Here is a 14424-nt window from a genome sequence, read left to right as displayed (position 1 = left end):
CGTATGAGCGATGATCAAGACACTATGGATGAATGGGCAGCAGCTTTAGCCGAAGCTGAGGGCACTGATGACAGTGGCCAAGCAAAAGTAACTGAACTCGATGAATTAAGCGATGCAAAACACGAGATCAGTGGCGATGAAAAGCGCAAGCTCGATACAATTTTAGATATACCTGTGACTATTTCTATGGAAGTAGGACGCTCTAAAATTAATATTCGTAACTTATTACAATTAAACCAAGGCTCGGTGGTAGAGCTTGACCGTGTTGCAGGTGAGCCGTTAGATGTACTGGTTAATGGTACTTTAATTGCCCATGGCGAAGTGGTGGTAGTAAACGATAAGTTTGGTATTCGTTTAACCGACGTAATTAGCCAAGTAGAACGGATCAAAAAATTACGATGAGTATGGTTGTTGCTTTAACCAGCTCGGTATTTACAAAAGCAGAGCAGGTAACACCCACAGGCGATATTCTCTCTATGGTGTTATCGCTTGTTATGGTGCTGGTGCTAATTATAGTACTGGCATTTTTTGTGAAAAAGTTTAATCCAAATTTAGCAAATAGTGATGAGTTTAAAGTAGTGCGTAGTTTACCACTGGGCTCGCGTGAGCGTTTAATGGTGGTAGAAATAGATAACGCACAACATTTATTAGGGGTTACCCCGCACAGCATTAACTATTTACATAAATTAGATACACCTTTGAGTGAAAAAGAGCTACCAGAATTAGCAAAACGCTTTAGTAAGCTTTTAAACCCACAAGCAAATCAAAATAAAAAGAATTAAAATTATGACTAAATGGCTGCTTCTTATTTTTGTCATGCTGTTTGTACCAAATGTAAGTGCAGAAGGAATAGACGCACTAACCATTACCACAAATGCAGATGGCACCCAAGACTACTCGGTAACGCTGCAAGTATTGGCGATTATGACCGCGCTGAGCTTTATTCCAGCGGCTATAATCATGATGACCTCGTTTACCCGTATAATTGTAGTGCTGGCTATTTTGCGCCAAGCCATAGGTTTACAACAAACCCCCTCAAATCAAGTATTGCTAGGCATGTCGTTATTTTTAAGTATTTTTATTATGGCGCCTATTTATCAGCAAGTGAACGAACGCGCTATAGAGCCCTATCTAAGCGAGCAAGTCACTTCAATGGAAGCATTGGAGCTGGCAAAAGAGCCAATGAAAGCCTTTATGCTGTCGCAAGTGCGTATTAAAGATTTAGAAACCTTTGCCAAAATAGCGGGATACGATCAGTTAGACTCGCCAGAAGCCACTCCTTTAATTGTACTTATTCCGGCGTTTGTAACCAGTGAGCTGCAAACTGCTTTTATTATTGGTTTTATGTTTTTTATTCCTTTTTTAATCGTGGATTTAGTGGTGGCGTCGGTATTAATGGCCATGGGTATGATGATGCTATCGCCAATGATAGTGTCTTTACCGTTTAAAATAATGCTGTTTGTGTTGGTTGATGGCTGGAGTTTAGTGATGGGAACCTTGGCAAAAAGCTTTGGTTTAGGCACATGACCTTACTTAACACTAAGCTAATTACGCACTAGGAGTACGCCGTGGAACCAGAAGTATTTGTTGATATTTTAAGTAGCGCGCTGTTTTTAGTAATTAAATTGGTTTCTGCTATTGTAGTGCCGGGCTTAATTGTGGGTTTAGTGGTTGCCGTGTTTCAGGCTGCAACTTCAATTAACGAGCAAACTTTGAGTTTTTTACCACGCTTACTAATTACTATAAGTGCGCTTATTGTTGGCGGCCACTGGTTTACCCAAGAGTTAATGGACTTTTTTACCCGCCTAGTATTACTTATTCCTGAAATTGCAGGCTAAGTATGGAATTACCGTTTGCTGTCGTTATTCAATGGTTGAGTGACTTTTTACTGCCATTAGTGCGTATTAGCTCAATGATTATGGTAATGGCTGGCCTTGGCGCTAAAAACGTACCCACACGTATAAAAATGGGCTTAGCAATTGTTGTTACTTTTGTTGCTGTGCCTATGCTGCCGCCTGCTACCTTTACTAATTTGTTTTCGTTTGAAATGATTTTAGTGGTTATTCAGCAAATGCTAATAGGCATTGCGATTGGCTTTGCATCTACCTTATTGTTAAATACCTTTGTGTTAGCTGGGCAAATACTGGCTATGCAAACGGGTCTTGGTTTTGCCTCTGTGGTTGACCCCTCCAATGGTTTAAGTGTGCCTGCAGTAGGGCAGTTTTACCTTATTTTAGCGACCTTATTATTTTTTGTATTTAATGGTCACTTAATGATGATTCAAATGGTGGTACACAGCTTTGAAGTGCTGCCAATTGATGGTAATTGGTGGTCGGTGGATCATTACTGGGACATAGTAACTTGGGGCGGCTGGATGTTTACTACAGCGCTGGTACTATCACTGGCACCGCTTACCGCTATGCTGGTAATTAATATGTCGTTTGGCATTATGACCCGCGCCGCGCCACAGCTAAATATTTTTTCTATTGGTTTTCCGTTTACTTTAGTTGCAGGGCTTATCATTATTTGGGCGACCTTAGGTAACTTTGTATCGCAGTTTGAGTTTCAGTGGCTAAAAATGGTCGAGTTAATGTGCTCATTAGTGGGCTGCTCGCCTTAGGAGGTTATTGTGTCTGAAGATTCTGGACAAGAAAAAACCGAAGAACCCACATCCAAAAAAGTAGAGGATGCCAAAAAGAAAGGTCAAATAGCGCGATCCAAAGAGTTGGGTACTATGTTTGTGCTTATTTTTTCGGCTATTTCGTTGCTCATGTACGGCCCCGAAATTGGTAAAGGTTTGTATAACGTAATGGGTAGAATGCTTAGCCTAAACCGTAACGAAACCTACGACACCACCAAAATGTTTGCTGTATGGGGCGAAGTGGCCGATGCGCTGATGTTTCCTATGGCAATGTTTGTATTAATTATTGTATTAGCTGCTTTTATTGGTAACACCATGCTAGGTGGCTTTAATTTTAGTTGGCAAGCTGCTGCACCTAAAGCCAGTAAAATGTCACCTGCTAAAGGCTTTAAACGTATGTTTGGCCCGCAAGCTGGGGTGGAGCTGTTAAAATCGCTGTTAAAGTTTGGTTTAGTTGCCAGTTTTGCAGTGTTTTTAATTAATACCTTTTTTGATGAGATACTGCACTTAAGTGTAGAAAGCGCCCCAGGTAATATTATTCATGCCTTAGAAATATTGGCTTGGATGTTTTTAGGCTTGTCTTGTACCTTAATTATTATTGCTGCGATTGATGCGCCGTTTCAAAGCTATAACCACAATAAACAACTTAAAATGACCCTTCAAGAAGTAAAAGACGAGTATAAAAACTCAGAGGGTGACCCACAAATAAAAGCGCGCATAAGGCAAACCCAGCGGCAAATGTCGCAAAAACGTATGATGCAAGATGTGCCCGATGCCGATGTTATTGTAACTAACCCTACCCATTACTCAGTGGCTTTAAAGTACGACACCGAACGCGCCGGAGCACCTATAGTAGTTGCCAAAGGAATTGATGAAATGGCAATGCAAATTCGTAAAATAGCGATTGGTAATGAAGTGCCTATTTTAGAGTCGCCGTCGCTTACTCGAGCACTTTATCATACTGCAGAAGTGGGGGAGCAAATCCCGGATCAATTATTTACCGCAGTTGCGCAAGTATTAGCTTATGTGTTTCAGCTTAAGCGCTTTAATAAAGGGCGCGGAAAACGCCCCACCAAACTTAATAAAAAACTGCCTATTCCTGACGATTATCAGTATTAATTTAAATAACCTATAACTTGGAATAGTTATTGCAATTTCACAGTAGTGTCAATTTTTTGAAATTGTAGGGTTATGGGATTTAAAGCGGTATTACAACAACTTAACAAAGATAAAAAAGAGTATGCCAAAGGCGTAGGTACACCATTAATGGTACTTGCTGCGCTGGGTATGGTCATTTTACCTCTTCCTCCGTTCCTGCTTGATATATTATTTTCTTTTAATATTGCCCTTGCTTTGGTGGTGTTACTGGTAACTGTATACACCATGAAACCACTTGAATTTGGTATGTTTCCGGCTGTGTTACTAATCGCCACTATTATGCGTTTGGCACTTAACGTTGCCAGCACCCGAGTAGTATTACTTGAGGGCCACAATGGTGGTGACTCTGCCGGTAAAGTAATTGAAGCCTTTGGCTCTGTAGTTATTGGTGGTAACTATGCGGTAGGTTTAGTGGTGTTTTTAATCTTGATTATCATAAACTTTGTGGTAATTACTAAAGGTGCTGGGCGAATTTCTGAAGTGTCGGCGCGCTTTACCCTTGACGCTATGCCGGGTAAACAAATGGCAATTGATGCCGACATGAATGCGGGCTTTATTAGCGCCGAGCAAGCCCGAGAGCGCCGCGAAGAAGTTACCCGCGAAGCCGACTTTTATGGTTCTATGGATGGTGCCAGTAAATTTGTTAAAGGCGATGCTATTGCCGGTATTGTTATATTAATTATTAATATTGTTGGTGGCTTATTTGTTGGCATGATCCAACACGATTTAAGCTTTGGCAATGCCATGGAAATTTATACCTTGCTCACTATAGGTGATGGCTTAGTTGCACAACTTCCCTCATTATTACTCTCTATTGGTACTGCTATTGTTGTAACGCGTCAAAATGAGTCGCACAACATGGGCGATCAATTTAAGAAACAACTCGGTAACGAAAAGTCGTTATTTATTGCTTCAGGCATTTTAATTATTATGGGTTTAGTACCTGGTATGCCACACGTAGCGTTTTTAAGCTTGGGCGCATTATTAGGTTATTTAGCTTACTACACCCAACAAAACAAATTAAAAGCGGCAGCAGCACTTGCTGAGGAAACCGCTAATGGCAGCGCAGTAGGTACAGGCATTGCCAATAAGCAAGAGCAAAAAGAGTTAGGCTGGGACGATGTGCAGCAGGTTGATGTAATTGGTTTAGAGGTAGGTTACCGACTTATTCCATTGGTTGATCAATCCCAAGGTGGTGAATTGCTAAACCGTATTAAAGGCGTGCGTAAAAAGCTCTCTCAAGAATTAGGCTTTTTAGTGCCGCCGGTACATATACGCGATAACTTAGAACTAGACCCAAATGCATACCGAATTACCTTAATGGGCGTATCAAGTGGCGAAGGCGAACTAAAACACGGCGATGAATTGGCAATTAATCCGGGGCAAGTATTTGGTCCTATAAAAGGGATTGCAACTAAAGATCCGGCTTTTGGTTTAGATGCGGTGTGGATCAAGCCTGATCAAAAAGATGAAGCGCAATCGCTTGGTTATACCGTGGTTGATTCGGCGACTGTGGTTGCCACTCATATTAGCCAATTACTCACCAATAATGCGGCGTTATTATTAGGCCACGAAGAAGTACAAAACCTATTAGATATGCTAGCAAAAAGTCACCCAAGGTTAGTAGAAGGCTTGGTGCCTGATGTATTGCCATTAACTACCATAGTTAAAGTTTTACAAAATTTATTAAACGAAGGTGTAGCTATTCGTGATATGCGCTCAATAGTACAAACCCTTGTAGAGTATGGCCCACGTAGCCAAGACCCAGATGTTTTAACCGCTGCGGTACGTATTTCACTGCGTCGATTAATAGTTCAAGATGCAGTGGGCATGTCTTCAGAAATCCCTGTCATAACCTTGGCGCCTGAGTTGGAACAGATGTTGCATCAGTCATTACAAAATGCAGGCGACGAAGGTGCCGGAATAGAGCCAGGACTTGCAGAGCGACTTCAAGTGTCATTAAACGAAGCGCATCAAAATCAAGAAATGGCCGGTGAACCTTCAATACTGTTAACGTCAGGAATGTTACGCACTGTGTTATCTCGTTTTGTTAAGTACACCATTCCAGGATTGCGAGTGATGTCTTATCAAGAGATACCAGACGAAAGGCAGATCAAGATTGTTAGCTCAGTAGGCCAACAATAAGATTTTAAAGGGGTTAAACCATGAAGATTAAACGTTTTTTTGCTAAAGATATGCGCACAGCACTTAAAGAAGTTAAAGATGAGCTAGGTGTTGATGCGGTTATTATGTCTAATAAAAAACTCGCAAACGGCGTAGAAATTGTCGCAGCGGTTGATTATGACAAAGCAGCCCCTAAAGCCGCCGCGCCACAACAAAGTGCGCCGCTGCAGCAGCGTACGGCACATTCTGCCCACTCGCAAAGCATGCATAACTTTGTAAAACCAGAGCCACAGCGTGCTAGACCTGAGCCACAAGCAAAGGTAGCCGACAGCTTACAAGCATTATTAGAGCGCCAGTCGCCGCGTCCACGTTCAGCAGAATTGGCTTCAATGTTTTCGCAATCAGGTATAGACACCTCAGAGCATTATCAAGAGCCGGTCGCTAAACAACGCCCTACAAATATGTTTGCGCGTGAAGAAGCTGCGCAAGCACGCCCACAAACGCAAGCTGACAGCTTAGGTTTTGATGACCTAGACCGTGATTTTGATGAGTTAGACACGCCAGTTGCGCAAAAACACACGACTAAAAATACCGAAAGTGAAGCAATGAGCACAATGCGTGAAGAAATGAACGCAATTCGCCAGTTATTAGAGCACCAAGTGTCGGGTTTAATGCAGCAAGATATGGCGCGCCGTGACCCAACGCGCGCATGCATGATTGACCGCTTAGTAGGCATGGGAATCGATAAAGAAGTTGCTGAGCAAATGGCTTGTTTTGTACCTGAAGATGTTCCGCGTCAGCAGGGCTGGAAAGCGCTGTTAACTATGGTTGAAGATCAGATGCAAACCACGAATAACGAAATTTTGCGCCAAGGTGGTGTTTACGCATTAGTTGGCCCAACCGGTGTGGGTAAAACTACGACAGTGGCTAAGCTCGCGGCATTAGGTGCACAAAAATATGGTGCTGATAAAGTAGCGCTAATTACTACCGATACTTACAGAATTGGTGCTTACGAGCAGCTTGCAACATATGGCCGTATTATTGGCTGTGGGGTTAAACAAGTTAAAGATGCGAACGAACTGGCTGAAGTGTTATATCATTTACGTAACAAGCGCTTAGTACTTATAGATACCGCAGGTATGAGCCAACGTGATTTACGTTTAACTGAGCAGTTAAATACCTTAATGCGTAATCAGCGTGTGGATATTCGTAATTACTTAGTATTAAGTGCCACTGCGCAAATAAATGTGTTACAAGAAACCGTAAGACACTTTAAAAAAGTACAGTTAAGCGGTTGTATTTTCACTAAACTCGACGAATCATTAAGTTTAGGCGAGATAATTAGTATTGCGATTCAAAATCGCCTGCCAATAGGGTATCTTACTAATGGTCAACGAGTACCTGAAGATATTCGAGTTGCAAATGCAGAAAAACTAGTGAAAAAAGCTGAGCAATTATATTTAAAGAGAACAAAAGTACAACATTCACGACACCAATCAGTGGCGTCGAGCACAGTAGAGATGTATGATTAACACAGTATTAGATCAAGCAAGCGGCCTGCGTAAAATGAGCAAAAATAATAATAACGGCGTTAAGGTTATCGCCGTCACTGGCGGTAAAGGTGGCGTTGGAAAAACAAATGTATCGTTAAATACTGCGATCGCTTTAGGTCAGCAAGGCAATAGAGTGTTAGTGCTTGATGCCGATTTGGGTTTAGCCAATTGTGATGTAATGCTTGGACTACGTGTTGAGCGTAATTTATCGCATGTGTTATCTGGCGAATGTGAGCTTGATGAAATACTAGTAGAAGGCCCCGCTGGGATAAAAATAGTACCAGCGACTTCGGGTTCACAAAGTATGGTTGAGTTGTCGCCTGCAGAACATGCTGGGCTTATTCGTGCTTTTAGCGAACTCAATACTGATTTTGATATATTAGTTGTTGATACCGCTGCCGGTATATCGGATATGGTGCTGAGTTTTTCTCGCGCTGCACAAGATGTTTTGGTTGTGGTATGTGACGAGCCTACTTCAATAACCGATGCCTATGCACTGATCAAAGTATTAAGCCGCGAACATGGCGTGTATAAATTTAAAATTGTTGCCAATATGGTGCGTTCATTACGCGAAGGGCAAGAGTTATTTGCAAAGCTATCAAAGGTTACAGACCGATTTTTAGATATATCAATGGAGCTGGTTGCAACCGTTCCTTATGATGAAAATATGCGCAAAGCAACACGTCGTCAAAAAGTAATTGTTGAACTGTTTCCTAGTTCTCCAGCTGCACTTGCCTTTAAAACATTAGCAACAAGAATAACAAAGTGGCCAATACCGAACCAGCCTTCGGGTCATTTAGAATTTTTCATTGAGAAACTCGTTAACGGCTAACTATGACTACATTGGTGAATAGAGCTATGGGATATGAATCAACACAAAATTTAAATATGATTGTTGAAAAGCATGCTTCATTAGTAAAAAAAGTAGCATGTCATTTAATTGCTCGTTTACCCCCTAGTGTACAACTCGATGATTTAATTCAATCAGGAATGATAGGATTAATAGAGGCGTCAAAAAACTTTGATGCCACTAAAGGCGCTAGTTTTGAAACCTTTGCGGGTATTCGTATTCGGGGCGCTATGCTTGATGAAATGCGCCGTGGAGACTGGGCTCCTCGCTCAGTACATCGTAAAAGCCGCCAGGTTATAGAAGCTATTTCAGCATTAGAAAGCAGCCTGAATCGTGAACCTACAGACAGTGAAGTTGCCCAAAAGCTTGAAATTACACTAGAGCAATATCATCATATTTTAACCGATGTTAATTCCAGTAAAATCTTAGGAATAGAAGATTTAGGTATTGATGAGGATGTTATAACACCTGTTGGGCACGATTTAGCACTAGACAAACCCTTTCATAATGTTAAAAATGAAAGGTTTAATGAATCTTTATTAAGTGCAATTAAATCCCTACCAGAGCGAGATGCAATGGTGCTTTCGTTGTACTATAACGATGAAATGAATTTAAAAGAAATTGGACAGATACTCGATGTAAGTGAGTCGCGTGTAAGTCAGATACATGGTCAGGCGATGATTAAGCTAAAAGCAAAAATCAATGACTGGATAAATTAGAAGTAAGTAAATACAGGTTTAGGCCTCACTGGAGGATGTTTTGGATAAAAACATAAAAATTCTTGTTGTTGATGACTTTTCAACGATGAGACGTATTATTAAAAACCTATTGCGTGATTTAGGGTTTACCAATGTTTTAGAAGCAGATGATGGCTCAACTGCTTTACCTATGTTGCAAAATCAATCATTTGACTTTGTAGTAACAGATTGGAATATGCCGGGCATGCAAGGTATTGACTTGTTAAGAGCAATACGCGCAGATGACAAATTAAAGCATCTTCCGGTTTTAATGGTTACTGCAGAAGCTAAAAAAGAGCAAATTATTGCAGCAGCCCAAGCAGGTGTTAATGGTTATATTGTTAAGCCATTTACTGCGGGTACATTAAAAACTAAATTAGAAAAAGTGTTCGAACGCTTAGGTTAATAAGGGGAGAGGCTTATGTCAGCACCTGCTGCGCCTCAGATTACTTTAGAGCAAGCACGTCAGCTGGTCACTTTTTTAGAAAACGGTGAGCAACATAAAGCTGATCAGTTAATTTTAGAAACTGCTTCTCAAGAACAATCATATTTGTTTGCAGAAGTAGGTAAATTAACGCGCCAGTTGCACGAGTCTTTAAAGGGTTTTGAGCTTGACACCCGCATAACAGATTTAACCACTGATGCCATTCCGGATGCTAAAAAGCGACTTAACTATGTCATAGAAATGACAGAAAATGCCGCCAACAAAACCATGGATGCGGTTGAAGCGAGCCTGCCTTTAGCCCAGCAATTAGCTGATGATATTTCGCATATCAAGCCAACCTGGGATCGGTTAATGAGCCGCGATCTTGAACTTGGTGAATTTAAAACATTGTGTCATAGCATTGATAAATTTATGAACAGCTCGCATCTTAAAACCGATGAGTTGCAAGTATTAATGACTAATGTGTTAATGGCTCAAGATTATCAGGATTTAACCGGACAAGTAATTCGCCGTGTTATTGAGCTGGTACGCGAAGTTGAAGAAAGTTTAATTCATCTGTTAACTGCGTTTGCAGCACAAGATGAAAACGATAACCAAGAGCAACAAAAAACAGAAAACTCGATTGCCGCACAAGCATTAGCAGGCCCAGAAGGCCCTATTATTGATAAAGAATCGCGTGATGATGTTGTATCTGATCAAGACGAAGTTGATGATCTTTTATCAAGTTTGGGCTTCTAATAGGAGAGTAACTGCATGAGCTTTGAAGTCGATGAAGATATATTACAAGATTTTTTAGTTGAAGCTGGAGAAATCCTTGAGCTTTTATCTGAACAATTAGTTGAACTGGAAAATAACCCAGAAGATACTGAATTATTGAACGCTATTTTTAGAGGCTTTCACACTGTTAAAGGTGGCGCGGGCTTTTTAGCGATGTCAGAGCTGGTAGATGCCTGTCATGGCGCAGAAAACGTGTTTGACTTACTGCGTCAAAAAGTGCGAACAGTTAACTCTGAGTTAATGGATGTTATACTTCAAGCACTTGATACTATTAACGAAATGTTTGCTACGATTAAAAATCGTGAGCAACCAGAGCCTGCCGATCCTCAGTTACTCGAAATATTACATAAATTAGGTTTACCGCCCACAGAAGAAGAGCTTGGTGGTGACACTATTGCGCCAGTAATAACGCAAGATGCTAATTTAGATGATGACCCTTTTGCATTTGATGAGTTGTTTGATGCACCCAGTGCAGCAACAAACGCTACAGCAAACGATGCGCATATTGATGAAATTAGCGAAGATGAATTCGAAAACTTACTTGATGAACTTCATGGCAAAGGTAAAGGCCCTGCAATAAAAGAGTCATTAAGTAATAGCAGCGACTTAAGTGGCGATATTACCGACGATGAATTTGATAGCTTATTAGATGAGCTTCATGGAGTAGGAAGTTTTGGTGCGGTAAATAAAACCCCAAAACCTCAAGCAGCTCAAAGTCCGGCTGCTAGCACTAACGATGATGAAATAAGTGACGATGAGTTTGAAGCTTTACTAGATGAGCTGCATGGCAAGGGAGCGGCGCCAAAATCTAAAGAAAGCGCGGCAACACCTGCACCTGTAAATAAAGTTACGGCTCCTAAAGCAGCTGTAGTTAAAGCCTCACCAGTAGCAGTTGATAAAGTTAAGCAGCCACAAGCGGCTGTTGTAGCAGCAAGTGCTAATACCAATACCGCTGCGCCAGTTGCTAAAAAAGCGCCGCCTGCACAAGCTGAAACGACAGTAAGGGTTGATACTAAACGCCTTGATCAAATTATGAATATGGTGGGCGAGCTTGTATTAGTACGTAATCGTTTAGTGAGTTTAGCCACCAGTTCAGAAAGTGAATCTATGAGTAAAGCAATATCTAACTTAGATGTTGTTACAGCTGATTTGCAAGGCGCGGTAATGAAAACGCGAATGCAGCCAATCAAAAAAGTATTTGGCCGTTTTCCGCGTGTTGTTCGCGACTTAGCACGTACCTTAAATAAAGATATTAATTTATTGCTGGTTGGCGAAGAAACCGATTTAGATAAAAACCTAGTTGAGGCACTGGCCGATCCATTAGTGCATTTAGTACGTAACTCGGTTGATCATGGTATAGAAATGCCAGATGATCGTGAAGCTGCGGGTAAACCGAGAACAGGTACCGTTACGCTTTCTGCTTCGCAGCAGGGGGATCATATTTTGCTTACCATTAAAGATGATGGCGCAGGTATGGATGCTGAAAAACTAAAACAAATAGCAATTAAAAAAGGTGTGCTTGATCAAGAGCAAGCAAGCCGTTTGTCTAACACCGAAGCTTACAACCTGATATTTGCGCCAGGGTTTTCTACCAAAGAAGCAATATCTGATATTTCTGGTCGTGGTGTTGGCATGGATGTGGTTAAAACTAAAATCACCCAGTTGAATGGCTCGGTTAGCATAGAGTCAGAACTAGGTGTGGGCACTATACTTGAAATTAAAGTACCGCTAACTTTGGCTATTTTACCTACCTTAATGGTGGTAGTGAGTGAGCAAACATTTGCACTACCATTAGCAGGGGTAAGTGAAATATTTAACTTAGACCTTACTAAAACGAATGTGGTTGATGGTCAGTTAACTATTATTGTTCGTAAAAAAGCAGTGCCTTTATTTTATTTAGAGCATTGGCTAGTGAAAGGTGCCGATCGTACAAGCCGTAAAGCGCAAGGGCATGTGGTTATTGTGCAAATAGGTACACAACAAGTTGGCTTTGTGGTTGATTCGTTAATTGGTCAAGAAGAAGTGGTTATTAAGCCGTTAGACGCTTTATTACAAGGTACGCCTGGAATGGCAGGTGCCACTATTACTTCGGATGGTGGTATTGCACTTATATTAGATGTACCGAGTATGTTAAAACACTACGCAGGTAAATAATAAAGTAGACGTATACTTTATACGTCTACACAATAAAAATAAGAGAGCAAAATGGCCGTTAAAGTTTTAGTTGTTGATGATTCGAGCTTTTTTCGCCGTCGAGTGAGTGAGATTCTTGAATTAGATAGCGAGATTGAAGTAATTGGCTTTGCCGTAAATGGCCGAGATGCTGTAGAAAAAGCAGCTAGTTTACGTCCTGATATGATCACTATGGATGTAGAAATGCCGGTGTTGGATGGTATAAGTGCTGTAAAAGAAATTATGGCCAGTAACCCGACGCCAATTTTAATGTTTTCTTCGTTAACTCGCTCCGGTGCAACTGCAACTTTAGATGCACTTGATGCTGGTGCTATGGATTTTTTACCGAAAAAATTTGAAGACATTGCTCGCAATAACGAAGATGCCATTAAGCTGCTGCAAAGCAAAGTAAAAGAAATTGGCCGCCAACGTATTAGACGTGTTGCTAGCCCTAGACCCTCCAGTATAAACAAACCTTTATTTACACCTACTTCAGCGCCAAGCGCATTAGCAGCAAGGTTTGCACAAACAAATAAAACAGCAACAACAGTAGTACAACCAGAGCGAAGCTTTAATAATTCGCCAGTAACTAGTCGCAGTGCAATAGTAACAAAGCGCGCGAGTGGCAAGCACTATCAACTAGTTGCAATTGGTACATCAACCGGTGGACCTGTTGCGTTGCAAACTATATTAACTCAGCTTCCTGCTAACTTTCCGCACCCTATATTGTTAATTCAGCATATGCCCGCTGCGTTTACTCCGGCTTTTGCGGCACGCTTAAATAGTTTGTGTAAAATTCAGGTAAAAGAAGCGCAGCAAGGAGATCGACTGCAAGCAGGTGTGGCTTACTTAGCACCGGGTGGCCAGCAAATGATGATTGATGGTCGTGGGGCAAGTAGAACACTACGAGTTTTTGAAGATAACAGCGAGCGCATTAGTTACAAACCAAGCGTTGATGTAACCTTCGCCAGTGCCGCTAAAGCGTATCAAGGTAATGTATTAGCTATAGTGTTAACTGGTATGGGCGCAGATGGGCGTGAAGGCGCTCGTATGCTTAAACAATCAGGGGCAACCATTTGGGCACAAGATGAAAAAAGTTGTGTTGTTTATGGTATGCCACAAGCAATTGCTAATGCTGGTTTAGCTAGCGAAAGTTTGCCATTAGATGAAGTAGCAATACGTTTAAAGACAGAGGTGGGCTGTGGATAAGCTTTCCGTACTAGGTTTACTTATTGGCTTAGGCGCCATTGCAATAGGTTACTCGTTAGAGGGCGGTGTGGTATCGGCATTATTTAACGGACCTGCGTTGATCATTGTACTGGGCGGCACATTGGGTGCTGTAATGTTACAAACATCAGCCAGTACTTTTAAAAAGATGCTAGAAATTACGCACTGGGTTTTTGTATCGCCTAAATACAATATTGAAGATGCCATAGAGCAAGTAAAAGGATGGTCACATAAAGCACGTCAAGAAGGTTATTTAGCCCTTGAAAACGAAGCGCTTACCCACCCAGATGCCTATGCTGCAAAAGGGCTTGGATTATTAGTTGATGGTTGCTCAGATCAAAAACTGCGCGATACGTTAGAAATAGATTTACTGTTAGAGCGCGAACGTCTGCTAGAGGCAAGTCGTGTTTATGAAGCTATGGGCGGTTATAGTCCGACCATAGGTATTTTAGGGGCCGTGCTTGGTCTTATTCAGGCAATGTCGTTTATTACAGATCCGCAAAAGCTTGGAGCCGGTGTTGCCACTGCCTTTATAGCAACTATTTATGGCGTGGGTTTAGCTAATTTATTATTTTTACCTATGGCTAATAAGTTAAAGCAACGGGTTGAGCAAAAAATGCTTTATCACGAAATGCTTGCCGAGGGCGTAATTGCAATAAGCCAAGGCGAAAGCCCAGTAAGTATTGAATTAAAGCTTGAAGCCTATCGGGTTGACCGCCCAAATGTCGTGGTTGAGTAGC

General features: G+C 41.4%; 15 protein-coding genes. All 15 read left to right on the top strand.

Going from position 1 to position 14424, the window contains the following annotated elements; translation table 11 throughout:
* Window positions 1-3: 3 nt before the first annotated feature.
* Window positions 4-402, top strand: a complete 399-nt coding sequence (gene fliN, locus H5079_RS10235; protein WP_011327493.1) for a flagellar motor switch protein FliN — start codon at window positions 4-6, stop codon at window positions 400-402.
* Window positions 399-782: a flagellar biosynthetic protein FliO gene (gene fliO / locus H5079_RS10230; protein WP_041454360.1), complete on the top strand. Its 384-nt coding sequence runs from the start codon at window positions 399-401 to the stop codon at window positions 780-782. Before fliN ends, fliO begins: the two co-directional genes overlap by 4 nt.
* 4 nt (window positions 783-786) lie before the next feature.
* Window positions 787-1527, top strand: a complete 741-nt coding sequence (gene fliP, locus H5079_RS10225; RefSeq protein WP_011327495.1) for a flagellar type III secretion system pore protein FliP — start codon at window positions 787-789, stop codon at window positions 1525-1527.
* A 41-nt stretch (window positions 1528-1568) separates the two neighbouring features.
* The gene (fliQ, locus tag H5079_RS10220; RefSeq protein ID WP_011327496.1) at window positions 1569-1838 is read left to right on the top strand and encodes a flagellar biosynthesis protein FliQ; all 270 of its coding nucleotides are present in this window, start codon (window positions 1569-1571) and stop codon (window positions 1836-1838) included.
* A 2-nt stretch (window positions 1839-1840) separates the two neighbouring features.
* Window positions 1841-2620: a flagellar biosynthetic protein FliR gene (gene fliR, locus H5079_RS10215; protein WP_011327497.1), complete on the top strand. Its 780-nt coding sequence runs from the start codon at window positions 1841-1843 to the stop codon at window positions 2618-2620.
* A 9-nt stretch (window positions 2621-2629) separates the two neighbouring features.
* On the top strand, window positions 2630-3760 hold the full coding sequence (gene flhB, locus H5079_RS10210) for a flagellar biosynthesis protein FlhB (RefSeq protein WP_011327498.1): 1131 nt from the start codon (window positions 2630-2632) through the stop codon (window positions 3758-3760).
* A gap of 72 nt (window positions 3761-3832) precedes the next feature.
* On the top strand, window positions 3833-5944 hold the full coding sequence (gene flhA / locus H5079_RS10205; RefSeq protein ID WP_182684000.1) for a flagellar biosynthesis protein FlhA: 2112 nt from the start codon (window positions 3833-3835) through the stop codon (window positions 5942-5944).
* Window positions 5945-5964: 20 nt separating this feature from the next.
* The gene (gene flhF / locus H5079_RS10200; protein ID WP_011327500.1) at window positions 5965-7455 is read left to right on the top strand and encodes a flagellar biosynthesis protein FlhF; all 1491 of its coding nucleotides are present in this window, start codon (window positions 5965-5967) and stop codon (window positions 7453-7455) included.
* Window positions 7448-8308, top strand: coding sequence for a MinD/ParA family protein (locus tag H5079_RS10195; RefSeq protein WP_011327501.1), 861 nt, complete (start codon window positions 7448-7450; stop codon window positions 8306-8308). Before flhF ends, H5079_RS10195 begins: the two co-directional genes overlap by 8 nt.
* A 26-nt stretch (window positions 8309-8334) precedes the next feature.
* The gene (locus H5079_RS10190) at window positions 8335-9045 is read left to right on the top strand and encodes an RNA polymerase sigma factor FliA (protein ID WP_182684011.1); all 711 of its coding nucleotides are present in this window, start codon (window positions 8335-8337) and stop codon (window positions 9043-9045) included.
* A 40-nt stretch (window positions 9046-9085) separates the two neighbouring features.
* Entirely contained in the window at window positions 9086-9469 is a 384-nt protein-coding gene (gene cheY, locus H5079_RS10185) for a chemotaxis response regulator CheY (RefSeq protein WP_011327503.1), read from the top strand.
* A gap of 15 nt (window positions 9470-9484) precedes the next feature.
* Window positions 9485-10246 carry a protein phosphatase CheZ gene (locus tag H5079_RS10180; protein ID WP_011327504.1) on the top strand — a complete coding sequence of 254 codons (762 nt, stop codon included), beginning with the start codon at window positions 9485-9487 and terminating at the stop codon, window positions 10244-10246.
* Between the two features lie 15 nt (window positions 10247-10261).
* Complete coding sequence (locus H5079_RS10175) at window positions 10262-12439, top strand: chemotaxis protein CheA (RefSeq protein WP_182683999.1); 2178 nt, start codon at window positions 10262-10264, stop codon at window positions 12437-12439.
* Window positions 12440-12490: 51 nt separating this feature from the next.
* Window positions 12491-13666, top strand: coding sequence for a chemotaxis response regulator protein-glutamate methylesterase (locus H5079_RS10170; protein WP_182683998.1), 1176 nt, complete (start codon window positions 12491-12493; stop codon window positions 13664-13666).
* Window positions 13659-14423 (top strand): flagellar motor protein, encoded by a 765-nt coding sequence (locus H5079_RS10165; RefSeq protein ID WP_058372798.1) that lies wholly within the window; start codon window positions 13659-13661, stop codon window positions 14421-14423. Before H5079_RS10170 ends, H5079_RS10165 begins: the two co-directional genes overlap by 8 nt.
* The last annotated feature ends 1 nt before the right edge of the window (window position 14424 follow it).

The sequence above is a fragment of the Pseudoalteromonas sp. SG44-5 genome (assembly GCF_014164175.1).
In the GTDB taxonomy this organism is placed as follows: Bacteria; Pseudomonadota; Gammaproteobacteria; order Enterobacterales; family Alteromonadaceae; genus Pseudoalteromonas; species Pseudoalteromonas nigrifaciens.
The sequence above is the reverse complement of the archived record's forward strand: the minus strand, read 5'-3'. Positions and strand labels throughout refer to the sequence as shown.